22 protein-coding genes and 1 other RNA gene are annotated in these 22843 nt (G+C 64.3%); 8 read left to right on the top strand and 15 right to left on the bottom strand.

The window, feature by feature from the left end; all coding sequences use genetic code 11:
- Window positions 1-52: 52 nt before the first annotated feature.
- Window positions 53-400: RNase P RNA component class A (rnpB, locus tag AAGD32_14460), an RNA gene on the bottom strand.
- A gap of 25 nt (window positions 401-425) precedes the next feature.
- Here rnpB and AAGD32_14455 point away from each other — a divergent pair.
- The 5 genes from AAGD32_14455 to AAGD32_14435 are packed head-to-tail and all read left to right on the top strand — an operon-like array spanning window position 426 to window position 4943.
- Entirely contained in the window at window positions 426-1877 is a 1452-nt protein-coding gene (locus tag AAGD32_14455) for a chorismate-binding protein (protein ID MEM8875447.1), read from the top strand.
- A gap of 49 nt (window positions 1878-1926) precedes the next feature.
- A complete protein-coding gene (locus AAGD32_14450) occupies window positions 1927-2250 on the top strand; it encodes a hypothetical protein (GenBank protein ID MEM8875446.1) in 324 nt (107 codons plus the stop codon).
- 13 nt (window positions 2251-2263) lie between these two features.
- Window positions 2264-2680, top strand: a complete 417-nt coding sequence (locus tag AAGD32_14445) for a helix-turn-helix transcriptional regulator (GenBank protein MEM8875445.1) — start codon at window positions 2264-2266, stop codon at window positions 2678-2680.
- Window positions 2681-2715: 35 nt separating this feature from the next.
- Window positions 2716-3837, top strand: a complete 1122-nt coding sequence (locus tag AAGD32_14440; GenBank protein MEM8875444.1) for a DEAD/DEAH box helicase family protein — start codon at window positions 2716-2718, stop codon at window positions 3835-3837.
- A 17-nt stretch (window positions 3838-3854) separates the two neighbouring features.
- Window positions 3855-4943 carry a DUF932 domain-containing protein gene (locus tag AAGD32_14435; GenBank protein ID MEM8875443.1) on the top strand — a complete coding sequence of 363 codons (1089 nt, stop codon included), beginning with the start codon at window positions 3855-3857 and terminating at the stop codon, window positions 4941-4943.
- 594 nt (window positions 4944-5537) lie between these two features.
- Here AAGD32_14435 and AAGD32_14430 read toward each other — a convergent pair.
- The 4 genes from AAGD32_14430 to AAGD32_14415 form a co-directional block, all read right to left on the bottom strand.
- Window positions 5538-6356 carry a HAMP domain-containing sensor histidine kinase gene (locus tag AAGD32_14430; GenBank protein MEM8875442.1) on the bottom strand — a complete coding sequence of 273 codons (819 nt, stop codon included), beginning with the start codon at window positions 6354-6356 and terminating at the stop codon, window positions 5538-5540.
- A gap of 4 nt (window positions 6357-6360) precedes the next feature.
- On the bottom strand, window positions 6361-6819 hold the full coding sequence (locus AAGD32_14425) for a hypothetical protein (GenBank protein ID MEM8875441.1): 459 nt from the start codon (window positions 6817-6819) through the stop codon (window positions 6361-6363).
- The gene (locus AAGD32_14420) at window positions 6816-9239 is read right to left on the bottom strand and encodes a tetratricopeptide repeat protein (protein ID MEM8875440.1); all 2424 of its coding nucleotides are present in this window, start codon (window positions 9237-9239) and stop codon (window positions 6816-6818) included. Before AAGD32_14420 ends, AAGD32_14425 begins: the two co-directional genes overlap by 4 nt.
- Before the next feature lie 68 nt (window positions 9240-9307).
- Complete coding sequence (locus AAGD32_14415) at window positions 9308-9718, bottom strand: DUF1844 domain-containing protein (protein MEM8875439.1); 411 nt, start codon at window positions 9716-9718, stop codon at window positions 9308-9310.
- A 94-nt stretch (window positions 9719-9812) separates the two neighbouring features.
- Between AAGD32_14415 and tig the strand changes: the two genes are divergently transcribed.
- Both tig and hisS read left to right on the top strand, forming a co-directional pair.
- Window positions 9813-11246, top strand: a complete 1434-nt coding sequence (gene tig / locus AAGD32_14410) for a trigger factor (protein ID MEM8875438.1) — start codon at window positions 9813-9815, stop codon at window positions 11244-11246.
- Window positions 11247-11340: 94 nt separating this feature from the next.
- Window positions 11341-12573 carry a histidine--tRNA ligase gene (gene hisS / locus AAGD32_14405; protein ID MEM8875437.1) on the top strand — a complete coding sequence of 411 codons (1233 nt, stop codon included), beginning with the start codon at window positions 11341-11343 and terminating at the stop codon, window positions 12571-12573.
- On the opposite strand, the gene AAGD32_14400 is transcribed toward hisS, so the two are convergent.
- The 7 genes from AAGD32_14400 to AAGD32_14370 all read right to left on the bottom strand — a co-directional run bounded on the left by AAGD32_14400 (window position 12570) and on the right by AAGD32_14370 (window position 17678).
- The gene (locus tag AAGD32_14400) at window positions 12570-13199 is read right to left on the bottom strand and encodes a hypothetical protein (GenBank protein MEM8875436.1); all 630 of its coding nucleotides are present in this window, start codon (window positions 13197-13199) and stop codon (window positions 12570-12572) included. The two genes, hisS and AAGD32_14400, sit on opposite strands and share 4 nt — an antisense overlap.
- A complete protein-coding gene (locus AAGD32_14395) occupies window positions 13196-13870 on the bottom strand; it encodes a hypothetical protein (GenBank protein MEM8875435.1) in 675 nt (224 codons plus the stop codon). Before AAGD32_14395 ends, AAGD32_14400 begins: the two co-directional genes overlap by 4 nt.
- Window positions 13870-14370 carry a DUF2752 domain-containing protein gene (locus AAGD32_14390; protein MEM8875434.1) on the bottom strand — a complete coding sequence of 167 codons (501 nt, stop codon included), beginning with the start codon at window positions 14368-14370 and terminating at the stop codon, window positions 13870-13872. The genes AAGD32_14395 and AAGD32_14390 overlap by 1 nt, the downstream gene beginning before the upstream one ends.
- A 21-nt stretch (window positions 14371-14391) precedes the next feature.
- Complete coding sequence (locus tag AAGD32_14385) at window positions 14392-14988, bottom strand: SIS domain-containing protein (GenBank protein ID MEM8875433.1); 597 nt, start codon at window positions 14986-14988, stop codon at window positions 14392-14394.
- A gap of 47 nt (window positions 14989-15035) precedes the next feature.
- Window positions 15036-15524 (bottom strand): GNAT family N-acetyltransferase, encoded by a 489-nt coding sequence (locus AAGD32_14380; GenBank protein MEM8875432.1) that lies wholly within the window; start codon window positions 15522-15524, stop codon window positions 15036-15038.
- Between the two features lie 403 nt (window positions 15525-15927).
- Window positions 15928-16428, bottom strand: a complete 501-nt coding sequence (locus AAGD32_14375) for a metallophosphoesterase family protein (protein MEM8875431.1) — start codon at window positions 16426-16428, stop codon at window positions 15928-15930.
- A gap of 17 nt (window positions 16429-16445) precedes the next feature.
- The gene (locus AAGD32_14370) at window positions 16446-17678 is read right to left on the bottom strand and encodes an ATP-binding protein (GenBank protein MEM8875430.1); all 1233 of its coding nucleotides are present in this window, start codon (window positions 17676-17678) and stop codon (window positions 16446-16448) included.
- Between the two features lie 249 nt (window positions 17679-17927).
- On the opposite strand from AAGD32_14370, the gene AAGD32_14365 reads away from it, so the two are divergent.
- Entirely contained in the window at window positions 17928-19292 is a 1365-nt protein-coding gene (locus AAGD32_14365; GenBank protein MEM8875429.1) for a hypothetical protein, read from the top strand.
- 77 nt (window positions 19293-19369) lie between these two features.
- On the opposite strand, the gene AAGD32_14360 is transcribed toward AAGD32_14365, so the two are convergent.
- The 3 genes from AAGD32_14360 to AAGD32_14350 all read right to left on the bottom strand — a co-directional run bounded on the left by AAGD32_14360 (window position 19370) and on the right by AAGD32_14350 (window position 22743).
- Entirely contained in the window at window positions 19370-20701 is a 1332-nt protein-coding gene (locus AAGD32_14360; GenBank protein ID MEM8875428.1) for an alkaline phosphatase PhoX, read from the bottom strand.
- A 55-nt stretch (window positions 20702-20756) separates the two neighbouring features.
- Entirely contained in the window at window positions 20757-21308 is a 552-nt protein-coding gene (locus AAGD32_14355) for an isochorismatase family protein (protein MEM8875427.1), read from the bottom strand.
- A 106-nt stretch (window positions 21309-21414) separates the two neighbouring features.
- Window positions 21415-22743, bottom strand: a complete 1329-nt coding sequence (locus AAGD32_14350; GenBank protein MEM8875426.1) for a dihydroorotase — start codon at window positions 22741-22743, stop codon at window positions 21415-21417.
- Window positions 22744-22843 lie beyond the last annotated feature (100 nt).

Here is a 22843-nt window from a genome sequence, read left to right as displayed (position 1 = left end):
TGTGGGGTGAACAAACGGGGGGGGGGTTTGGGTTCAACGCCCGCCGTCGTGTTTTGCGCGGTCGGTTGTAAGCCGGATTCTGTTCACGACCCGAAGGTCGTGGGCGATCATTTGCCTGATGCGGCCTACCCGCGGTGGTGCGAGCAACACCATGCACCGCTGTTTGGCCTTGCTGCCGATGGGGTTTGCCGTGCCGTCGAGCCTCACGGCCGACGCGGTGCGCTCTTACCGCACCATTTCACCCTTACCACGGCGGACCGTGGCGGTATCTTTTCTGTGGCACTTTCCATCGCGTTGCCACGCCTCGGATTTCCCGAGCATCGTGCCCTGTGCAGTCCGGACTTTCCTCCCCCACGCCCACACGAGTGCGAGCATGGAGGCGATCGCCGCCCCGACCGCGCGTTCGGCATTCTATGCTTCGCCCGATGCGGTACGCGCCGGACTTCGACACCTTCGCCCAACTCGCCGCCGACGGGTACACGACGATCCCCGTCCACCGCCGGCTGCTGGGCGATGCGCTCACGCCGGTCAGTGCGTTCGCGCGGGTGCGTGGAAATGGGCATGCGTTTCTGCTGGAAAGCGTCGTCGGCGGCGAACGGGTCGGCCGGCATTCGTTCATCGCGTTCGACCCGGTCGCGGTGTACGAGCCGACCGAATCGACGAGCGATCCGCTCGCGGAGTTGCAGGCGCAAATGGGCGACGGCCGGTTCTGGCGTGACCCGAGTCTGCCGAGCTTCACCGGCGGTGCGGTGGGGTTCGCGGGGTACGACCTGATGCGGTTTTACGAGCCGGAGAAGCTCGGCACTTCCCCCGCCGACGATCGCGGCCTGCCGGACGTTCACTTCGGCATCTACGACCGGCTGCTGATCTTCGACCACGTCGACAAGACGGTCCGGGCCGTGGCGAACGCGTCGATCGGCGGCGACGTCCGAGCCGCGTACGACGCGGCCTGCCGACGCTGTGACGATCTGGTGCAACGGCTCTCCGTCCCGTCACCGCTGACGCTCGGCGAGATTGAGCTGGATCGGCCGCTCTCGCTGGAGTACGAGGCGACGCTCGACCAAGCCGGGTACGAGTCGGCCGTCGTCGCGGGCAAGGAGTACATCGCGGCCGGCGACATCTTCCAGTTCGTCCCGTCGCTTCGCCTGCGTGTGCAAAGCGGAGCCGACCCGCTGGACGTGTACAGGGCACTGCGTGTGATCAACCCGTCACCGTTCATGTTCTACCTGGAGACGCCCAGCGCGACGCTCATCGGCAGCTCGCCGGAGATCCTGTGCCGCGTCGAAGACGGCGTGGTGGAGTCGCGTCCCCTCGCCGGCACACGTCATCGCGGCAAGACCGCTGAACAGGACGCCAAACTCGAAGCCGAGCTTCGTGCCGACCCGAAGGACACCGCCGAGCATGCGATGCTGGTCGACCTGCACCGCAACGATGTGGGCCGGGTTGCGGAAATCGGCACCGTCGAGCTGCGCGAGGCGTTCACCGTCGAACGCTACAGCCACGTCATGCACCTGAGCAGCGACGTGATCGGTCGGCTCAAAGCCGGCATGACCGCACTCGACGCGCTGCGGGTTTCGCTGCCCGTCGGCACGGTGAGCGGCGCACCCAAGATCCGGGCCATGCAGATCATCGACGAGCTCGAGCCGGTCAAACGTGGTCCGTACGGCGGCGCGGTCGGCTACCTCGACTACGCGGGCAACCTGGACACCTGTATCGCCCTGCGCACGATCGTCCACCATGGCGAGCTGTACGACGTTCAGGCCGGCGCCGGCGTCGTGGCCGACAGCGTGCCGACCAGCGAGTGGCGCGAGTGCATGAACAAGGCCGAGGCGTTGCTGCGGGCCGTCGACGTCGCCCAAGCCGGTTTCGACGGGTGAGCGACATAATCACCCGCAACTTTTCGCGGGTACTGGTATGCTCATGTGCATGCCCGAACCCTCGCCGATGAAAGTCTACCCGGACGCTTACCACATCGAGCCCGGCCAGAACGAGCCGCTCGAATACGCCGCGCCGGCGGTCGCTCCGGTGTCCGGCGTCGCTTGGTACATCTTCGGCACCTTTGCCGGATTGATCCTGAGCATCGGTTTGGGGATGGCCTTCGCCGGGCTCGGCATGGCGATGGGCGCACGTGAAGATCCCACGATCTTTCTCGGCATCGGTGTCGCGATGATCACTTACGGCCTGATCCTCTTCGCCCTGCCGATCGCGCGTCACCGGTTGCTCACCCAGCACACGGTTGCCGATCGGTGATATCCTTTGGCCCTTGGCCGAGGATGATCCCATCTTTCTGACCGACGACGAGGACGAGCAACGCCGATTGCTCGCGAAAGTCCTCAAGGAAGCGACCAGTACGAAGGACGTGCGCACCGTCGCGGCGGCGATCGCGGCGCAGTCGGCGCTGCGCCAGGGCAAGCCCAACCCGCCGGCGGCTGATGCCGAGCCGGACGTGCCGATGCCCGACCTGTCGCCGCGGCTGCGCGAGACATTGCTGCTGCTCCTACGCGGCGAAGGTGAGAAGCAGATCGCGCTCGCCATGGGCATCTCTCCACACACCGTCCACGTCCACGTCAAGAACCTCTACAAGAAGTTCGACGTCGCCACCCGTGGCGAACTTCTTGCCAAGTTCGTCAAGCTGCCGAAATCCGTTTCAGAACCGGCGCCCGGCGAAGATTCCGTTTGACGTTTGAGCGGAAGGTGTTAGGGTCCGCATCCCACGTGAACGGAGTCACCGAAAAGTTCGATTTGCCGGCCGGTTTCGAGCCGCGCGACTACCAGCAACGGATCGTTGCCAACGCGCTGGCGCACTTCGACGGCACCGGCACGTCGGTGCTCGTCGAATCGCCGACGGGGTCGGGCAAGACCGTCATGGGCCTGCTCATTGCGAAGGCGATTCAAGAGGCGCGTGGCTTCCGTGTCGGCTGGTGCGCCATGCGACGGAACCTGCTCAGTCAGGTCCAGCGTGAAAATGCCCGCGGTTTCGGCGTCGACCTCGTGCCCATCAGCATGTTCGACAAACGCCCGCCGAGCGTTGACATGCTCGTCATCGACGAAGCCCAACACGACGGTGCGCTCTCGATGGCGAACCTGCACGGGCAGATCAAACCGAAGCTCATCCTCGGCCTTTCCGCGACACCCTTCCGCACCGACCGCGTCCGGCTCTGCTTCGAGAAGACCCTCCGCGACGCGGGCATCGAACGACTCATCGACGACGGGTATCTCGCGCCGTACCACCACTACGCACTGGACTCGCACGAACCCGAGCGTGTTGCCGAGGTGTATGCCGGTGACCAAGAGCGCTGGGGCAGGGCTCTGATCTTCTTCCACACCCGCAAGCAGTGCGAGGCATGCCAGGCACGGATGCAGGCCCTTGGCGTGCGCAGCGAAGTCGTCACCGCTCAGACCGATCGCGAACGCCAGATCGCCGACTTCGAAGCGGGTCGGCTCGACGTGCTGATCAACATGCTGTTGCTGATCGAGGGGTTCGACTGCCCGTCGCTGCAGACGGTGTTCTGCCGGGCGAGCGGGAAGCTTCCGACAATCCAGATGGCCGGGCGTGTACTGCGGAAACATCCCGGCATCCCGCACAAGAACATCGTGCAGCCGACCGCGACGAAGTGGCCCTTCCCCCGCACCGCCGCCCCGCGTGAGCAGTACCTCTGGACCGACGGCGAGTGGCGGGCCGTCATGCCCAACGACCGCCTCGACCAGATCTGCAACCGCATGCAAGGCTTGCTGGCCCACCTCGAACCGCAGCTACCCAAGTACATCATCGACCGCCCACAACCGGCGGTGGACAACCGTCAACGCTGGGCGCGGATGCTCAACGGGGCGTTTTGATTTCAGGAGTATCACCCATGTCGCTCATCGAAGAGTTGAAGATCAATATCGAGTATCGCCCGGCCAACCTTGGCGGGCTGGAGGTCGTGCCGGCCGAGGAGCCGATCGATGCGTCGCCGACGTACCGGGCGGCGGTGAAGCCGCAGCCGAAAATCGCGATCGATGGCGAGACCTTCGACGCGACCGGGCGGTTCTGGTCGTCGCTGTTCCACCGCTTCGGGCTGACGGGCAATGTGTTCCGCTACTTCGACTACGACGAGGTGTTTCAACGCGTGGTCGAGTCGAGCCCGGACGATCGGCTGCGGCTTTGCGTCGAGCGCAGCGAGGATCGCCAGCCACGGCTCCTCGCGGTTTCCAACCCCAAGCGCGGCCTGCTCGGCTTCGACGACTCGGCCGAGCTCGTCAAGCAGAACCACGGGCAACGCCTGCGTTACCACGACGGCACCCTCACCTCCGAACACACGCCCCACTCGGGCAACTTCGGCTTCGACATCGGCGGCGACACGTTCCACAACCGCTTCGTCTGCGAGATCCCAGTCGACGGCTTCGGCCAGCCGCGCATCTACCTGTCGCTTCTGCGTCAGGTCTGCGACAACGGCATGGTCGGCTACTCGCGGGCCTTCCGCTCCTACATCCGCGTCGGCAACGACGCGCACCACACCCTTGCCCGTGCACTGGGCCAGTTTGATTCAGACGAGGGATTTGCCGCGATTCGCCAGCGATTTGAGTCGGCCCAGCGGTCGTGGGCGTCGGTCCGCGAAGTCATGCAGCTACGCCAGACGCTCACGCGATGCCGACGCATCGGCGACGAACTAACCAGCACGTTCATCCACGTGCTCGACAAAACAGCAGGCGACCTCCACGGGCTCTACGGCGTGGCCAACCTCGACAACCTCAGCGTCAAGCGCCAGCGCATCCTCCCGGCCCGCTGCCGTGTGTACGACCTGCTCAACCTCGCCAGCGAAATCGCCACCCACCAGACCGACAGCAAGGGCGCCCTCGCCCTCAACGCCTACATCGGCACGCTCATCAGCGACGAGTACGACCTGGAAGGCACGGCGGAGAAGGTGCCGGACTTCCAGGATCTGTTCCTCGATCTGAACTGACGGCTGTCCCGCACTCGGGACAACGGTCGCGACTCGCGCGGAGGTCGTAACCGCAGGTCGGGCAAAGTCCGCTGCGCGAGCGACCCGATCTTGTAACGAGCGGCCGAACCCAAAAGGCCGCAAGGCACAGCGAAAGCAGAACGACCAAATGGACGCCGGAAGCAAGGTATAGATCGCCTCGAAGCGTCGCGGTCGCCGCGCCAAAGACTTGCACCCCGCTTGCCGGCGTCGGGTCCATCACGAACAGAACGGGATCGTGTTGATGGCCAAAGCCAAGGCGGCCAAGATGCTGGCGCGGGCCCGGAGGGTAAGCACGCCACGAATCCCCCGGCACGGTGATCATCTGGTTCGCCCAAGGCCTTGCCCCATGCCAATCGAAGACCGTAATGCTGAGCGTGCCGCTCTGTGCGGACAGGATCAGATTAACACCGTCGGCGAGACTGAAGTGGACACGCCGATTCGTGTTCCGACTCGTCGTCCCAAGAAAGAGCGTCACCGACAAAGCCACGACCAACAGCACGGTCACCGCCAAACGGATGATTCCGAAACGTCGCGGCATGCCTGATCCTTCGACGCGTCCGACCAGCCCTAACGCTAACCCGTGGATTCGCTCGGCAGTTCGATCGTGACGATCGCCCCGTTGTCGTTGCGGGCGGTCGAGGTGCCATCGTGGGCCTCGGCGATGCGAGCGACGATGGCAAGGCCGAGGCCGGTGCCGTCGAGCTTGGTCGTGACGAACGGCTCGAACGCACGGTCGAGCATCTCGGCCGGAAACCCTGGGCCGTTGTCACGGACGGTGATTTCCAGTCCATCGCTCACCGAGACACGCACGGCGTCGGCGACCTCGTTGGCGTTGCGTACGAGGTTCAGGACGGCTTGGCAGAGCAAGTCTGGATCAACGTCGGCAACAAGAGACGGTGGCGCGTCGATGGTCGCGCCGCCGGCCAGGTCGACGGCCTCGCGGACGATGGGCACGACATCGCACACCTGCCGGCGGGCGGTCACGTTGCCGGCAAAACGGAGCGTGCGATCGACGATGCGTTCGAGCCGACGGACGGCCTGTCCGATCTTCCCGACGAACGCCGACGCCGAGGGTTGCTCAACGACCTCCGCGCCGAGCAGGTCGGTGTAGAGCGTGATGCCGCCCAGCGGATTGCGTAGCTCGTGAGCCATGCCCGCCGCCATCTCGCCGAGCGCGGCCAGGCGGTTGCGTTGTTCGAGTTGGCGGTTCTTCTCACCGAGTTCGGCTTGCAGGCGCTCGACCCGCTGGCGGAGTTGGTCCTGCGATGCTTCGAGCCGTTCGGTGATCTCGGAGTAGGCCAGGATGATCCGGCCGAGCTCATCGACCCGGTCCGCAGCGGATACCTCGCGCATCACCGGCGGATTGTCGGACGACGTGAGCGTCTCGTGCATGCGACTACCCCTTGAAATCGACCGACTTCTGCCTGGCGTAAGCGTTACCCGCATAATGCCGACCGGCAGCGGTCTTGACCTTGGTCGCCCGCAGGGCTTGCCCCGTCGATAGTTTGCGCTGCTGGAGGACGAGCGTGTCGTCGCGGTCGCCCTCGGTGATCTTCGTGAGAAGTTCACGCACCTCGCCGAGCAGTGCCTCGGCACGCGTCCGGTCCGCGTCAGAAAGTGTCTCGGCGAACGTGGGCCAATCCTGTCGGACCGGACCGAGCGTCGGTTCGAGCGCGGCAACACGATCCATCACCGCCTGCCGCTCGGTGAGCACGTCGAGCAGTGCTCGCTCGTCCTCGGCACCTTCGTTGCGAACGTGCCGGTGCTGCCGGGCGGCGAGATCGGCCAACTCGCGGTAGCAAACGGCCTGTTGTTCGAGCGCTTCGAGCACCGCGGTCACGTCTGGCCAGTTCATTCCATCACCCCCGACCGCTCGGCGAAGTCGAACCACCGCATCCACGCTTCACGGCTGAGTCCACCATCGACAAAGGCGTCGTCGGGCATGCGCTTGACGAGCCACTTGACCCGCTCGTTGACCGTGCGTGCTTGCTCCGTCTGGCCCAGCTGGACGTGGGCGTTGATGATCTGGACGTAAGCGCCGAGCGCGGCGGGGTCATCCTGATAGCGATACGCGGCGGCGTTGTAGAGCTCGATCGCCTGCTTGAACTCGCCGAGGTCGTACATGCAGTCGGCGTATGCGAACTGCGATTGCTTGTAGACACGTTGGTCCGTCGCGTCGGTCGGCGGACGCTGGCGGTAGCGGCGGATGACATCGCGGTACAGATCACTGGCGCGGCCGATCACCTCCAAGCGTTTGGCCGCTCGGTCCTGCTGCTCATTGGAATCCTCAGGCGCGACGGCCATGACGTCCGCATCGGACTCGCCGCCGATACTCGCGGAAGCGAGTTGTGCCTGTTCGATTTCCGATTCCAGTTCCTGGGCTCGTTTGCGGAAGCAGTCGGCTTGCAGGTACATCAGCCGCGGCATGCGCGGATCGTCGGCGTAGCGCTGCTGGTATTGCTCGAGGTGATTGACGGCTTCGGCGTAGTTGCCGCGCTGGTGGTAGAGCCGGCTGAGTTCGTACAACGCCTCACGGTAGGTCGGCGATGCGGGTGTGAGCAACAGGTCGTTGCCGAGCACGGTTTCGAGCACGGCTTGAGCCTCGTCGAGCCGACTGTCGTCGATCGCCATCAGCGACTGTGCGAGCGGCACGGCCGACTGTGCGGCGGGCAGCGTGTTCGGATAAATCTCGCGGAGTCGGCGGAAGGTGTTGGCGGCCTTGTTGAATCGACCGGCGGCTTGGTGAAGTTGGCCGAGTCGAAGCAACACGTCCGGCGTAGCCGAGTCGCTGGGCCGTTCCACCGCGTAAAGCTCCAACGCGGACGCCGCATCGTCCGTCGCACCCGCCGCTTCGTACATGTCCACGGCCTTGCGAAGTGCCATCTGCGAAGCGGCATCGTCGACGACCGTTTGCCGGCGAGCGAACATCATCAGGGCATCGCCGGCATTTTTGCGGAGACGGCGTGCGAGTTGGTCGGCCTCGATCCGCTCGGCGGGGTTGGAAGCCTCCTCGGCCACGGTGCCGATCTCGGCGGCGTGGCGTTCGAGCGTTCCGGCAAGACGTGCAAAGAACGGCCCGTCGGGCTTGTCCCCGCCCGCTTCGAGCAAACGCTTTTCCAACGCCAACAGGTCCAAGGCGGACGCGTCATCTTGGTTGGCGGTCGCGGTCGCACCGGCGTCATAGAGCAGATCGAGCGCGTCTTCGCGAAGCACGCGGTGGGTCGGACGGGCCGAGGCGAAAGAAACGACACGCTCGAAGTCGCTCATCGCGGCCGGCACCTGACCAAGCTCCATGTACGCCACACCACGCCGCAGACGTGTCTGCGGCTCGAGCCCGGTGTCGGGATGATTCTCCAGCACCTCGTCAAAAAAGCTGACCGCCTCGGCGGGGCGCCCGTCTTCCAAAGTGATCCGGCCGAGCAAGTAAGCCGCATCGGCGTCCTCGTCGGCACCGGTGCCGAGTTGGTCGCGGGCGACACGCAGGAAGCGCTCGGCCGCCTTGGGTTCGCCGAGCCGGAAGCTCGCCTGACCAAGTCGCAGATGTACCAGGCCTTGCACCTGCGGATCGTCGGAAAGCCCGGCCGCTTTCTCCAGCACTTCCTTTGCACCGGCGGTATCGCCGCCGGCGGCGCGGAGTTCGGAGAGCTCGCCGTACGCCCAGGCCTGTTCCTGATTGGAGAGGTCGGGTGTGCGGAGGTATGCCTCGATTTCGTTTTCGGCCGCCGCGACCGACTCGTTCTCGACGAGCATGTCGATCAGGGTCCGGCGTGTCGCGACGGCGGACTTGTCGCCAACAAGGATCGCCCGGCGAAACGCATCTGCCGCCGCTTCGGTGTCGCCGAGCGCCCGGAACGACTCGGCCCGCCGACACAACGCCTGACCGTCGAGCTTCGCGCCGAGCTTCTCCGCGACGGCAAGTTGATCGAGAATGCGCTCGTGATTGACCGGCAGATCAATGCCCTGCTGCTTCTGCCCGTGCTCGAGGGCTTCGGAGAGCGTCAGGTGGACCTCTGCCTGATCCAGCGGCTCCATCTCGTACTCGGCGAGGGTGGTGTTGAGTTGCTCGATCGCGTCGCCATACCGGTTGGCGTCCATGAGTCCGCGAATGAGCGTCAGCCGTTCAGCGACAGGCCACGTCGCGGAAGGTGCGAGAAAGAGGTACGCGCCTAAGCCGAACAATGCGACACCCAACACGAACGTCGGCAACTGCCAGAGCCCCTGAAGGCTCGTGCGCTGCGGCGGCAAAGTCTTTGGTTCTTCGGTGTCGCGATCCATGGCATCCTTGCCGGGGAAACAGGGGCGGAAGTTCCCACCAGATTATCGGACGGACCGCGGTTTACAAATTAGATGATCGTCTGGCTCACGGCCGAGACATAACGACTGCGGGCCTCGTGGAGGGCGATGTCGAGGTTGCTGGTTTCGTCGGCGGTGAGATTGCCGGCGGTCTTGTCCTTGAGCACGCCGAGCATGTCGATCTGCCGCTTGGCGGCGTCGTAATCGGTCGTCGCCCGGCCGGTGCGGAGCATGCCGAGGTACAGCATCGTCTGTGTGAGCACCGTGCGGACAAGCTGGTCGAAGGGCGTGCCGTCATCGCCGGCGTCTTCGGTCGGCGTTGCGGCTGGTGGCGGCGTGGCGGTCTTGGCCTTGGCGGCGTCCTTCGCCTTGGCCGCCTCGGCGAGCTTTTGCTTCTCGGCCTGGGCCTGGGCTTTCCAATCGTCGTCAATCTGGATCAAACTCGGTTTTTCGTCGGCCATGACACACTCCGTGGGGGTTGTAGCGTAGACACCCCACCGGCTGCGGCTAGGATGGCGACCTTTACTTCTTTGTAGAAACATCCCGGAGCAAACGATGGCCGACGCCGCAATCGCAGAACAGAACGAAACCACTTTCGACTACCCCACCACCGTCGAAGACAGCGGCCCGTCCGCCAAGAAGATCTCCATCGAAGTCCCCGAGGACCGCATCAGCAGCCTGATGAGCGATCAGCTCGGCATGTTCCGCAACGAAATCGCCCTGCCCGGCTTCCGTAAGGGCAAAGCGCCGGCCCACCTCATCCAGAAAAAGTTCGGCAACGAGCTCCGCAAGGAAGTTCTCCAGACCGTCGTCCGCGAAAGCTATCAACAGGCCATCGAAGCGAACGATCTTAAGGTGCTCGGCGATCCCGATTTCGGCTCCGACGACATCGAACTGCCCACGAGCGGCCCGATGAAGTTCAGCTTCGAGGTCGAGATCGCCCCGGAGTTCGACCTGCCCGACGCTTCCAAGGCCACCATTAAGAAACCGAAGGTCGAGATCAACGAGGAGCACGTCGACCAGGCCGTCCAAAACCTACGCGAACAGCAAGGCACGCTCGTCCCGGTCGAAGATCGTGGCGTCCAGGAGAAGGACTACATCGAAGCCGACGTGGCCATCAAGCTCGGCGACGAAACCGTCACCGAGCAGAAGTCGGCCAACCTCGTCGCCCGGGCCGGCAAGATTCACGGCATCGACGTGCCCGACCTCGCGGACAAACTCGCCGGAGCCAAAGCCGGTGAGACCAAGACGTTCGCCCTCAACGCTCCGGACAACCACCCGAGCGAGAACGTGCGTGGCAAGGAGCTTTCGGTCGAGGTCACCGTGCAGGAGATCAAGGAACTCGAACTCGCCGAGATCAACGACTCGTTCCTCGAAGAGCTCGAAATCGCCGACCAGGACGAGCTTCGTCGCGAACTCAAGGCCGAGATGGAGCGGCGCGTCGAGAACGACATCCAGCAGTCGATGCGGGCTCAGATGCAGAAGTATCTGATCGACAACGTGAGCTTCGACGTGCCGACGAAAATGAGCGATCGGCAAGCCGACCGCGTCGTTCAGCGGCGTGCGTCGGAACTGATGATGCGCGGCATGCCGGCCGAGCAGATCCGTGGCAACATCGACAAGCTCCGCGAGGGTGCGTCCGAAGCGGCCCGCAACGAACTCAAGACTTTCTTCATCCTAAGCAAGGCCGCGCAGGAGCACGGCATCCAGGTCGACGAGAACGAACTCAACGGCCGCATCGCCATTGCCGCCATGGAGCGCGGCCAACGCCCCGAAACGCTCAAGCAGGAGTTGCAGCAGAACGGCCAACTGCAAAACCTCTACCTGCAAATGCAGGAGCAGGCGACGCTCGACAAACTGCTCGAATCGGCGAGCGTTGAGGAAGTCGAGCCTGAGAAAGGCGAAGCCGGCGACCCCAACAAGGCCGCCGACGAAGCCACCGCCCATACCCAGGACGTCGCCCCCGCCGAGGGCGAAGACGTCTCGTAGCCGATCCGCCGACAAATCGTTTAACGGTGCGGCGAAGCCGCCCGTGTCCGAGCGGCACGGGCGGCTTCGCCGCACCGCGCGACAGGCGCACATCATGCCCGACAAACTCCAGGCCCCCAAGGGCACGCAAGACATCCTCCCGGCCGAGTCGTGGAAGTGGCAGGCGATCGAAACCGCCGCCCGGACCATCGCCGGCCGTTACGCCTTCAGCGAAATCCGCACGCCGGTCTTCGAGCACACCGAGCTCTTCCACCGCGGCGTCGGCGAGGCGACCGACATCGTCTCCAAGGAAACCTACACCTTCGACGATCGTGGCGGTCGATCGCTCACGCTCCGCCCCGAGGGAACCGCTTCCGTCGTTCGCGCGGTGCTGCAAGCCGGTCTACTCGATCAGGAAGGCGCGCGGGCGAAGGTGTTTTATCTCTTCCCGATGCTCCGCTACGAACGGCCGCAAAAGGGACGCATGCGCCAACACCACCAGTTCGGGGTCGAAGCGTTCGGCGTGGCCGACGCACAGCAGGACGTCGAGTGCATTGCCCTCCAGCGTGACTTCTACGACGCGATCGGCCTGAAGAACCTGCACCTCCGCGTCAACAGCCTCGGCGACGCCGAGAGCAAGGCCCGCTACCGAGATCAACTGCGCGAGTTTCTCGAACCCAAGCAAAGCGCACTCAGCGACGACTCGCAACGCCGCCTCGAAACCAATCCGCTGCGCATCCTCGACAGCAAAGTCCCCGGCGACCTCGACGCGTGTGTCGGTGCCCCGCTGCCGTCGGATGCGCTGAGCGATTCGAGCAAGGCTCACTTCGACAAGACCTGCCAACTGCTCACCGACCTCGGGGTCGCGTTCGACATCGATGCCAATCTGGTGCGCGGCCTCGACTACTACACCGAGACGCTCTGGGAGTTCGTCGCCACCGACATCGGTGCCCAATCGGCTGTCGGCGGCGGTGGGCGCTACGACACGCTCGTGCAAACGCTGGGCGGTCGGCCCACGCCCGGCGTCGGCTTCGGCCTTGGCATCGAACGCGTTCTGCTGGCGTTGGAAGCACAGGCGACGGAGTTGTCCGACGCGCGTCCGCCGCTGGTGTGGATCGTCAACACGACCGACGTGTCGGTGCTGCCGTTGATGCACGAGCTTCGCGCCGCCGGCATCGCCGTCGACGCGGACCTGACCGGCCGAAGTGTCAAGGCCCAGTTCAAGCTCGCCGATCGGAGCGGCGCGGCCAAGACCCTCGTCGTCGGCGACGCGTTCGAGGTCAAGGACATGGCCACCGGAACGCAGTCGGCCGTCACCCGAGAAGGACTGATCGACGCATTGCGTTAACTGTCCTCGTCATCGGGACCGCCAAGGCCCTTTTCTTCGATGCTGTGATCGTAGAAAAGACGGGCGATGTTGGTGGCGAGCTGATTCAACACCTGCGTCCGCACTTCGCCCGGCCGGCGGTTCTCAAACGGCTCCCGCTCGGTCTGCGCGGTCACCGGAACACCGCCGGATTGCGTGGTCGGGAACGCGATGGTGCCCGTCGTGACGTCGAGCACCTTCACGCTCACCTCGGCGCGGCCGACGTAGCTGTCGGTGCCGGTGATGGCCCGGACGCGTAGGTTTTGCAGGTCGATGTAGACGACCCGGGTCGCGCCGGCATCTTCGCCCATCTGCCGCAGCGACTTGCGTTCCTCGACGATCGCAAAGCTCAGTTCTTCGAACTCATCGACGAGTACGACCGTCGGTGCGGCCTTCTCGAGTTTGTCGGCGACCAACGACGCCAACTGCTCCGCGAGGATTTCGCCGACCTGCGGTTGCTTGGCGTTCTCAACCACGAGCAGCGTCGGTTCGGCCGCCAGGTCATAGGCCGCAGGCACCTTGGTTGGCCCGCGCATGGCATAAGCCGCATACCCCACCACGTTGCAGCCGGACAAGAGCAATAGCAACAAAATCAATGTCGTCTTCACCACGCATCTCCGGGTCGGCGTACGAAGCGGACGGCCAACTCGTCGGAGAGCAGCCGCAATGTGTTGACGTAGACCTGCCGATCACTCAGGTCGGGCCGACCGGTGTCGGGCGCTTCCTCGGGCCATTGCACGCGAATCTCGTTGTCCTGGAAGACCGTCGTCGCGGTGCGGTCAGCGCCGGTGCCGGTGATCTCGACGACGTACACCGACGCCGTCGCCGTGCCGAGGAACAGCGCGATGCTCGCCGGCGCTCGGGTGTCGAGTTGGGTCAGTTCAACGTAAACGAGCCGATCCACCGGCAAGTCCGGCGCGAACGCCTCGACCGATTGGTACTGCGTCTCGGGGTGCTCCCGTTGCCATTTGAGCACGCTCGGCGGCGTGTACGGGAAAGTCGTCCCGATCAGTCCCGGCGTGTCCGCCTCGGCCCCCTGCATCAGGTTCGTCTGCAACGCAAAGCTCAGGTCCAGCGTTGCCGACGGGAAGTCGATTTCGAGCGCTTCGTCCATCCAGACCATCACGAGGGTCTCGGTTTCCTCGAGCCCGGCGTAGGAGGCTTCGATGCTCGGCGGCGGCGCGGTGGCGGCGATGAAACCGAGCACGCCGCAGCCCGATAGCAACGTCATCGGTGCCAGCGCGAGCGCGGCGATCCATTTTTTCGATACGAACTGCATCAATCCCAGCCGTCCTTTCCGGTGGAGATGAGATAAATCTTCCACGCCCATGCCCCAAGGAAGATCGTCGGCAACACGGTAAGCCAAACCTTAAGCGACACGAGGCGGAGCATCCGGTGAGCCGGACGTGCGGTGAACGCCTCGTACAGGCCGACCCACGCGGTCGCTGCCGCCACGAGCGCGGTGAACAGCCCCCCGGGTTGGACGAAGAACGCCCCCACAAAGTTCGCGCGAACCGTGTGGGCGAACGCGGTCGTGTAACCGCATGTGATGCAGGGCACGCCCGATGCTTCGAGCAGACCGCACTTGGCCAGTCCGAGGCCGGTGTGCGTGCCGGTACCGTCAGAACTCGGCGTGAGCGTCGCCGCGACTAGCAACAACGCCAGCGCCCCGCCGCCGACGAGCAGTGCGACGAACCGGTCGAGCTTGGGCATGCGCACCGGTGGACCGCCGCGTGTAAAAATCGGCGGCACTTCGACGATCGGTGTGGTGGGACTCACGCTCGTTTCCACGCGGACAGCTTAGCCAGGTTTCGGACCGGCCGCCCTTTCGACCGCGTAGCCATCGGCCCATTCACAAAGCGTGTGATACAAAACCTTGTGCATTTCCTGAACGCGATGGCTCGTGTCATCGTCGACGAGAAGCTCGACATCGCACCTGCCCTTGAGCTTGCCGCCGCCCTTGCCGAGCAGTGCGACGACTTTCATGCCGAGTTGCTCGGCGGCATCGACGGCGGCGATCAGGTTGGGACTGTTGCCACTGGTCGAGAGCACGACCAGCACGTCCCCAGGTCGGCCCAACGCTTCGACCTGCCGAGAGAAGATGCGCTCAAAGCCAAAGTCATTGCCGGCACAGGTCAGCACCGTCGGATCGGTGAGCGAGATCGCGGCGAGCGCCGGACGATCAAGGCAAAACCGGGCGACAAGTTCCTCGGCCAGGTGCATCGAATCCGCGGCACTTCCACCGTTGCCGCAGACCAGCAGTTTGCCCCCGGCGTCCCAACATTCGGCACACGCACGGCACCATGCGTCGAACGGCTCGGCCAGTTCGGTCAGTTCCGAGCAAAGCCGGGCGGTTTCGGCGGACGCCCGGTTCAGCAGATTCGTCGGATCGGACATGCGGCCATGCTACGGCCTGACGTCAGCCGCCGCGCTGCGCGGTCGCTTCAACCGTCGTCGCTATAGAGGTCGAGGTAGAAGACCAGGAGTTGCTTGCCGTTGGTGTCGCGAGTGCGGCCGTGACGGAACTGAAACTTCTCGAAGAGCTTGATTGCCGGCTCCTGCTCCATGTGGGTGTCGAGCATGATCTTCAGGAAGTTCGACGACCGACAGAAACGGATGGCCTGTTCGAGAAGTCGGCTACCGACACCGCGGCGACGACATTCGGGATGCACGCGTAGCCTGCGGATCTCGCCGACGCCTTCCTCGTGGCTCTGCACCCCGATGGTGCCGATGACTCGGCCCGCCTCGTTGACGGCGACCCAGAAGTGCCCGAAGCCGGTGTCGAGGTAGGCCGCCTCGACATCATCGAGGTCCAACCCCGTGTCGTTCTCGGCGATCTGACCGCCGAGGAGGCCTTCCTCGTAAAGCACACGCACCGCAGTTGCATCTTCGCTACGGAAGGTGCGGATACGGATGGGTAACGGATCGGCCATGTCGTCGAGAAACTCATCGCTGACAAGCGACTTTTCGGCAGCTAGTTCCCCGGAAGTTGCGGTGGTACCGACCGGAGAGATGCGAATGATACGGTCCCCGGACAAACCGCGATCCAGCATGCGTGAAGCGATGCTATCCGGCTTGGGTGCGGACGGCTTTGTGGCTCCCGGGAATTCTGCCTCCGCCGGGTCACCTTCCGTCCTCAACTTGCTTGGTACCGTCGCCATGAGCTTGTCCCGTTTAACCCGTATCGGATTTCTCCGGGTGTGACCAAATGTTACCATTTTGGCACAAAGCCCACACCCCGAATCTACCTGTTACACGAAAAAGCCCCTTTTTCGCGGCAAAATGCCACGTTTACCTGAAAAGGCATACAAACGTCCAACGAACTCGGCGACGTTGTTACATAGCGATCTCGAGCAGGTCCCAGTCGCCATCGGCGAGGTTCAGCATGGCCGCGGTCTTAGGGCGGGCCCGGTGTAGCGCACCGGGATTGAGCAGCCTGACGCCGTTTTCCATGCCGTCATGCGGAACATGGGTGTGACCGCTGAGCAGGTATCCGCCGCCCTGTTCGGCGATGATGCGATCGTACAACCGGAAGTCGTGGCCGTGGTGCAGCGCCACCGGGCCGTCATCCCCGATGACATCTTCCGGCAACCGGCCCCAATGCGAGAGGCAATGCAGCCCCAACGCTTGGGCGTAGGCTTCGAGTTCTTTCCCGTCGTAATCGGTATTGCCCCAGACAAACCAAACCGGCACGGGGCCTACCAACGCATCGAGGACGGAGCGTCCTTCGTGGCCCGTACCGACATCACCGCAGTGGGCGATCGCCTTGGCACCGGCATCGATAAGTCGTTGGACGGCGGTCGCGGCGATCTCGGGCCGGCCGTGGGTGTCGCTCATGACGCCGAGTTTTCGGATCACGAATCGGCCTCCGTCTCGGACGGCACCTTGCCCCGCGCCCGATCAACGGCAGCGTTGAGCGCGTCGAGCGTAATCGGCTTGACCAGATGCTCGCGAAAGCCGGCGGCGGCGCTCTGCCGCTTGTCGCCGTCGGACCCGAAGCCGCTGACCGCGATCGAACGCTGCCGCAACGGCTCGGGCATTCGGCGGATCAGGTCGTGCCCGGTTCCGTCCGGCAGGCCGATGTCGCTGATGAGAATGTCGAACGCGTTGTGCTCGACCGCCTCGACAGCCTCAGCGACCGTGCCGACCGTGGTGACCTCGTGACCGAACCGCCGCAGCAGCCGGCCCATCGCCGCAGCAGTGTCGACATGATCGTCCACGAGCAGAATCGAGTGCCCGGGCCCCGCGGCATCGAGGGGCGGCCTGTCGCCGGCGGAGTGATGCCGGGCGCCGGTGGTGTCGAGTTCGACCGTGAACGTCGAGCCCTTGCCGATACCGGCACTGCGCGCGATGAGACGTCCGCCGTGCAAATCGATGATTGACTTGCTCAACGCCAGTCCCATGCCCAGGCCGTCGATACGTGTTCGGGCATAGCGATCGTCGGCCTCATCGGCATCGCTATCGGCACCCCGGCCGCCCTGCTCGAAGGCAAAAAACACACGCGGCAAGGCTTCGGCACTGATCCCCATGCCGGTGTCGATCACGCTGACCTGAACGGTGCCGTCGGCGGTGGGTTTGGCCACGATGCGGATGTTCCCCGCGTTGGTGAACTTCACCGCGTTGTCGATCACGTTCCAGAGCACCTGCTCGATCCTCGCGCGATCGCCGTCGATCATCACTGCTTCATCAGGCATGTCGATCGTAACCGCGACGCCCTTGCGTTCGGCCTGCGGTTCAAACACTTCGGCAACCGAGCGCACCGTCTCGACGATGTCGAAGGGGTTACGGTTGATGCTCAGCTTGCCGCGATTGAGGTTCAACAGATCAAGCAAGTCCTCGATCATGCGAACCTCGGTCTCGATGCTCTTGCGTGCGACCGACAGCGGCTTGACGAGCCGCGGGTCGTTATTGAACTCGTTGTGAATAACGTGTTGAAGCTGCGAGATAGAGATCAGGGCCGGCGTGAGCGGCGTACGCAACTCGTGGCTCAGCATCGCCAGGAAGCGATCCTGGATCGCACTGGAACTATCCAGCGCGGACTGGGCAACGCTCGAATCGAGCGGCAGGTCCCGAAGACTTTCGCTCATCGGCGGTTGCTCCAGCTCTCGTCCCGGGTCTGAAGAGTTCAACAACGGGTGGGCGGGCTCGGGTGCCATCTACTCGTTAACGTAATTCTTCAGGCACCAACGATGAACGCACAAAAACTGGTATTTGAACGCAACTGAATGCGGTCGATCGTCCGATAAAACCTAGACTCCGGGGCAATCTCGACCGTCGCGTACCCCGATCGGTGGTGGATGACGACGACTCTCGTCCGGTATATAACGATGATAACGATGATCCGAACACGCTCACTACAGGCCATGATGCTCGCCATCGTTCTGACGTTCACCGCGTCGGCGACGACGGTGGGCCAAACCAAGCAGGTCATCGGCGAGGTGATCCGCCCGGTCAACGCTCAAGCGGGAGCCGGCGAAACCAGCTATCCGGTCCTGCGCCTCCAGCCCGGCGAGCGGGTCAACGTGGTCGCCATCAAGTTCGACCGATGGCTGCAGATCGAGCCGCCCGAGGGTAGTTTCTGTCTTGTACCCGCCGGCCACGTCACTCGCAGCGGGAACGCCGACTTCCCGTCCGAAGGAACGGCCGTCCGCGACCTCAACGTTCGCATCGCCAGTCAGATCAACGAGATGAAGTGGGACTTCGCCCCCAGCCGGATCACGGCCGGGAGCAAGCTGACGATTCTCGGCGAAACCGACGACGCCTACTACCGCATCCCCCCGCCGGCCGACGTGTTTTACTACGTCCCCAAGGACTCCCTGCGTCCGGTCGGCACGTCCGAGACGGGCAACGATGGTGCCGTGGCAGCCAACGAAGACTCGGCAACTGATGTGGACCCAGTTGTTGACGACACTGCTGATGCACCTGAGACGGCCGAGGTGACCGAGATGCCCGACGATCCGGCCGACACCGCAGTCGCCGGCTTCGACGAACCCGACACCGATGGCACGCGTGTGCCTTTGGCCGGCGAAGGCGACACGCCGGACGTGGTCGCACAGGTACCCGCCACACGCCCCGCCTCGCTCAGCAGCGAATCGGCCGCGGAGCGGATGTTGGCGCTCGAACAACGGTTCAACGAGGAAGTCGCCAAGCCGATCGACGAACAGGATCTCGACTCACTTTTGGCCGAGTACGCCGCCCTCGCCGACACCGGCGAACTCGGTGAGGCGGACAGCGACCTCGTCGCGCTTCGGCTCGAAGGCATCGAGAAACGCCGGGCCGCGATCGAGCAGTACAAGCAAGTCCAACAGATGCGGCGCGAGATGGAGGAGCAACAGGCGCAGCTCGAAGCCGAGAACGCCCAGCACCAGGAACAACTGCAAGCTGCCAACCTGAAGAACTACGTCGCGGTCGGCGTGTTGCGCACCAGCAAGCTCCGCCTCGGCCGACAAACGCTCTTCCGCCTGACCGACCCCAACACCGGCCGGACCCTCGTGTACGTTCGTGCCGAGCCGGGCGAAATGTCGGCTCTGATGACCGAACGCCTTGGCACCTTCGTCGGCATCGACGGCACGCTCGTCGAAGACCCGCGGATCAACCTGAGTTACCTCACCCCGATGGCGATCGACTCGCTCGACCCGGCCGACGTGTACAAGACCGTCACCGCCGACATGATCCCGCCAACGCTGACGCGCGGCGAATAAAGCCCTGTCTCTACGACAACAAAGCGGCGTGACGGAAAGCTGATTCCGTCACGCCGCTTTGTTGTGGGCAAACCAACCTACCAGTTGCCGCGCACGGCGAGCGTCAGTCCGTTCTTCTGAATGTTCACGAACAGCGTCTTCCCGTCGGGACCGAAACAAACGCCGGCGAACTCGCTGTTACCCGGAGCACGGTTCCGGGCCAGCGTGTAGAACTTGCCTTCGGGCGTGACCCCGCGCAGGAACTGTTCGCCCGGCCCATCCTCGCACACGATCAGGTCGCCCCACGGCGCGACGGTCAGGTTGTCGGCATTGTCCACGACTTCACCGTCATTGGGCTCGACGAACAGTTCGAGCGTTTCCGTGTCGGGGACGTAACGCCAGATCTGCCCCTTCTTCTCGATGCCGCCGTTGGTGCAGGCGAAGTAGATCTCGCCATCGCCGTACCACATGCCCTCGCCCCGTGCGAAGACGATCGCCCCGTCGGCCGCACCTCGGTGACGCAGCGAGTCGTCGTGGCACTCGACGTAGTCCTCCAGATCAATCCACTCGACAGGGATCGACTCGCCGGGTTTGATCTCGGGGACCGGGTCCCAGTTCCGTGCGTCGAAGGTTCGGCGGTCACGTGCCTTCATCGCCTGGAGCGTGCCGCCCTTGGCGAGTTCGCCGGGAACGTTGGGGATGAAGCGATAGATCAGCCCATCGCCGCGATCCTCGGTCTGGTAGACGATGCCACTGCGTGGATCGACGGCGACGGCTTCGTGCTGGAACCGTCCCATTTCCCGCAGCGGCACCGGCTCGACCAGGCCCGTCGCGCTGGCCGGCACTTCGAAGTTGTACCCGTGCCACTGCTCGCACATCTGGCTCGGTCCGACATTGGTTTCCTCGCAGGTGATCCAACTTCCCCACGGCGTCGGCCCGCCGGCGCAGTTGCGAACGGTTCCGCCGAGCGAGAGAAACTCACGCTCGACTTCGAGGGTTTCGTTGTCGACGACAAGATTGGTCGTGCCGCCGATCGACGGGGTCATCTGCCAGCCGCGGTCGTAGAACTTTTCGAGATAGGGTTTCCGGTCGCGGACGCCGATGAACGGGCTCGACGCCAGCGCGTTGGGGTCGAGCTCGTGGTTGCGGATGAGCACGGTCTTGCCGGGTTCGCCCTCGAAGGCCGCCATGCCGTCAGGGGCACCCGGCACGACGAGCCCGTCGTCCATCGGATCACCCTTGGTGCTGAGGATTTTGTAGGTGAACCCGTCGGGCAGATCGAACACGCCGGCCGGGTCACGCCGCAGCGGGCCGTAGCCCACGGCCGGCGCGGCGTTGGTATCGGTCACGGCGAACACATGGCGTTGCAGCCCCGCGAACCCCACGGCAACCGCGGCGGCAGACTGCAAAAAATCTCGTCGGCTTTGCATCTCTCAAGTCTAACCGCTTCTGCATTGAGAATGCGTTAACGCACGGGTCTTGAAATCACCCCGCCGCCAGCAGTCGCTTGACCAGCTTCAGCACGTCACGAAAATGGGCACGATTCGCGTCGGCCATCAGTTCGTACAACGCCGAAACGACGCCAGTCTCGACCGCACCGGCCGCGACCATTCGTCGCAGGGCCGGGGCGATCTGCGTCATGTCCCCCGCCGTGATCGCGTCGGTCGCAAGGAAAACGTCTCGGTCCTCGGCCCGTGCGTCGAGCACGGTCTGCAAAACGCAGACATGTGCCTCGACCCCGGCGACCAGCAAGCTCCGCCGGCCCACCGCCCGCGCCACCTCCGGCGTCCACGCACTGAACCGAGATTTGGCGAACGTCTCGCCGGCGTAGTCTGACAGGTCCGGCACGGTGTTGCCGAACTTCTCCGGCACCTGCTCGGTCGCGATCACGTCCACCCCGAGCACACAGCACGCTTCGGCCAACGTCCGCGCCGCCAACACCGCCGACCGCCCCTCGGCCATCGGTGCGAGCACGCGCGGTTGAAAATCAACCAATAGCAGGACCGTGTCAGTCAAACGCAAACGTGGAATCGACATGGGTCGATCGTACGAACACAGCGAAAACCGCGTTGCGGAGCAACGCAGCTTTGCGCCGATCAACGGGACACGCCCAGCCGCGTTGCTCCGCAACGCGGTTCTCCGATCACGTCGCCCAGTAACCGCCGCGATCGTGGTCGAACTCGGCCCGGCGGGCGCGATGGTTCACGTCCACCCGGCCGTCGCTGAACACCAGCGTACCGCCGACCCACGTCTTCACCGGCAACCCGCGTAGCGTGACGCCGTCCCACGGGCTCCAACCGGACTTGGTGAGTTGCTCCTCGTTGCGGATCGTGTGCTCGGCGTTCAGGTCGACGAGCACGACGTCCGCGTCGTAACCGTCGGCGATCCGGCCTTTGCCGACGATGTCCCACACCCGCGCCGGCGCGTCGGCCATCCGGTCGGCGAGTTGCTCGATGGTGAGTTTGTCTTGGTTCACCGCGTCGAGCATCAGCGCGAGCATGTTCTCCACCGCGGGAAGTCCGCTGGGTGAGGCGGGATATGGGTGCTCCTTCTCGTCGAGCCGATGCGGGGCGTGGTCGGTCGCGATGACCTGGATCGTCCCATCGGCAAGCGCTTTCCACAGCCCGGCGTTGTCGTCGGCGGTCTTGACACTTGGGTTCATCTGCACCAGCGAGCCGAGCCGGTCGTAGTCGTCGACGTTGAACAGCAGGTGGTGCGGACACACCTCGGCGGTGATGAGCCCCTCGCCGGAGTTGATCGCCTCTGCGATGATCGGCACCTCGGCGGCGGTGCTGACGTGCAGGACATGGAAGCGGTGCTTGTGGCGATGGGCCAGGTCGAGCGCCCGCTTGGTCGCGATGACGGCCGCCTTCTCGTCACGGATGCGACTGTGATCGTGCACCGTCGGATGCTCGATCGCTGCGGCATTCGCGCGGACTGTCGATTCGTCTTCGCAGTGCGCACAGATCGGCAGCGTTGTTTCGGCGAAGATGCGTTCGAGCGCGTCCTGCTCATCGACGAGCAACGAGCCGGTGGAAGAGCCAATGAAAATCTTGATGCCGGCCGCTCCGCGCACGGACTTGAGGACATCCACATTGTCCGGCGTCGCCCCGATGTAGAAGCCGAAGTTGGTCACGCACTTGGTCGCGGCGTCGGCGTACTTGGAGTCCAGCGCGGCCTGATCGGTCGTCGTCGGATTCGTGTTGGGCATCTCGATGAACGTCGTGACGCCCCCCTTCGCCGCGGCGACCGAGCCGGTGTGGAGGTCCTCCTTTTGCGTAAGCCCGGGGTCGCGGAAGTGGACCTGATCGTCAATGCAGCCGGGCAGCAGATGTAGGCCCGCCGCGTCAACCGTTTCGTCGGCGTACACGTCGCCCGGATCAACGCGGATGACGCCGTGGTCGAGCAGAACGGGAACGCGTTGTGTTCCGCTCGGCAGGACAACGTCGGCGTTGTTGATGAGGGTTCGCATCCGTGTCATCCCGAGCGCAGCCGAGGGATCTAGCCTCGAATGCCGGTTGCACTTTTCAGCCGCCCGGCGACCGAAGCTAGATCCCTCGGCTGCGCTCGGG

The organism is Planctomycetota bacterium, from assembly GCA_039182125.1.
In the GTDB taxonomy this organism is placed as follows: domain Bacteria; phylum Planctomycetota; class Phycisphaerae; order Tepidisphaerales; family Tepidisphaeraceae; genus JBCDCH01.
The sequence above is the reverse complement of the archived record's forward strand: the minus strand, read 5'-3'. Positions and strand labels throughout refer to the sequence as shown.

What these genes read in the sequence shown, in the direction of transcription:
- AAGD32_14370 (MEM8875430.1), bottom strand. Translation starts at nt 17,678, where the DNA reads ATGAGCGAAAGTCTTCGGGACCTGCCGCTCGATTCGAGCGTTGCCCAG.
- AAGD32_14450 (MEM8875446.1), top strand. Translation starts at nt 1,927, where the DNA reads ATGCCCGAACCCTCGCCGATGAAAGTCTACCCGGACGCTTACCACATC.
- tig (MEM8875438.1), top strand. Translation starts at nt 9,813, where the DNA reads ATGGCCGACGCCGCAATCGCAGAACAGAACGAAACCACTTTCGACTAC.
- AAGD32_14360 (MEM8875428.1), bottom strand. Translation starts at nt 20,701, where the DNA reads ATGCAAAGCCGACGAGATTTTTTGCAGTCTGCCGCCGCGGTTGCCGTG.
- AAGD32_14425 (MEM8875441.1), bottom strand. Translation starts at nt 6,819, where the DNA reads ATGAACTGGCCAGACGTGACCGCGGTGCTCGAAGCGCTCGAACAACAG.
- AAGD32_14385 (MEM8875433.1), bottom strand. Translation starts at nt 14,988, where the DNA reads ATGTCCGATCCGACGAATCTGCTGAACCGGGCGTCCGCCGAAACCGCC.
- AAGD32_14395 (MEM8875435.1), bottom strand. Translation starts at nt 13,870, where the DNA reads ATGCAGTTCGTATCGAAAAAATGGATCGCCGCGCTCGCGCTGGCACCG.
- AAGD32_14365 (MEM8875429.1), top strand. Translation starts at nt 17,928, where the DNA reads ATGATCCGAACACGCTCACTACAGGCCATGATGCTCGCCATCGTTCTG.
- AAGD32_14355 (MEM8875427.1), bottom strand. Translation starts at nt 21,308, where the DNA reads ATGTCGATTCCACGTTTGCGTTTGACTGACACGGTCCTGCTATTGGTT.
- AAGD32_14350 (MEM8875426.1), bottom strand. Translation starts at nt 22,743, where the DNA reads ATGCGAACCCTCATCAACAACGCCGACGTTGTCCTGCCGAGCGGAACA.
- hisS (MEM8875437.1), top strand. Translation starts at nt 11,341, where the DNA reads ATGCCCGACAAACTCCAGGCCCCCAAGGGCACGCAAGACATCCTCCCG.
- AAGD32_14430 (MEM8875442.1), bottom strand. Translation starts at nt 6,356, where the DNA reads ATGCACGAGACGCTCACGTCGTCCGACAATCCGCCGGTGATGCGCGAG.
- AAGD32_14420 (MEM8875440.1), bottom strand. Translation starts at nt 9,239, where the DNA reads ATGGATCGCGACACCGAAGAACCAAAGACTTTGCCGCCGCAGCGCACG.
- AAGD32_14375 (MEM8875431.1), bottom strand. Translation starts at nt 16,428, where the DNA reads ATGAGCGACACCCACGGCCGGCCCGAGATCGCCGCGACCGCCGTCCAA.
- AAGD32_14455 (MEM8875447.1), top strand. Translation starts at nt 426, where the DNA reads ATGCGGTACGCGCCGGACTTCGACACCTTCGCCCAACTCGCCGCCGAC.
- AAGD32_14415 (MEM8875439.1), bottom strand. Translation starts at nt 9,718, where the DNA reads ATGGCCGACGAAAAACCGAGTTTGATCCAGATTGACGACGATTGGAAA.
- AAGD32_14435 (MEM8875443.1), top strand. Translation starts at nt 3,855, where the DNA reads ATGTCGCTCATCGAAGAGTTGAAGATCAATATCGAGTATCGCCCGGCC.
- AAGD32_14380 (MEM8875432.1), bottom strand. Translation starts at nt 15,524, where the DNA reads ATGGCCGATCCGTTACCCATCCGTATCCGCACCTTCCGTAGCGAAGAT.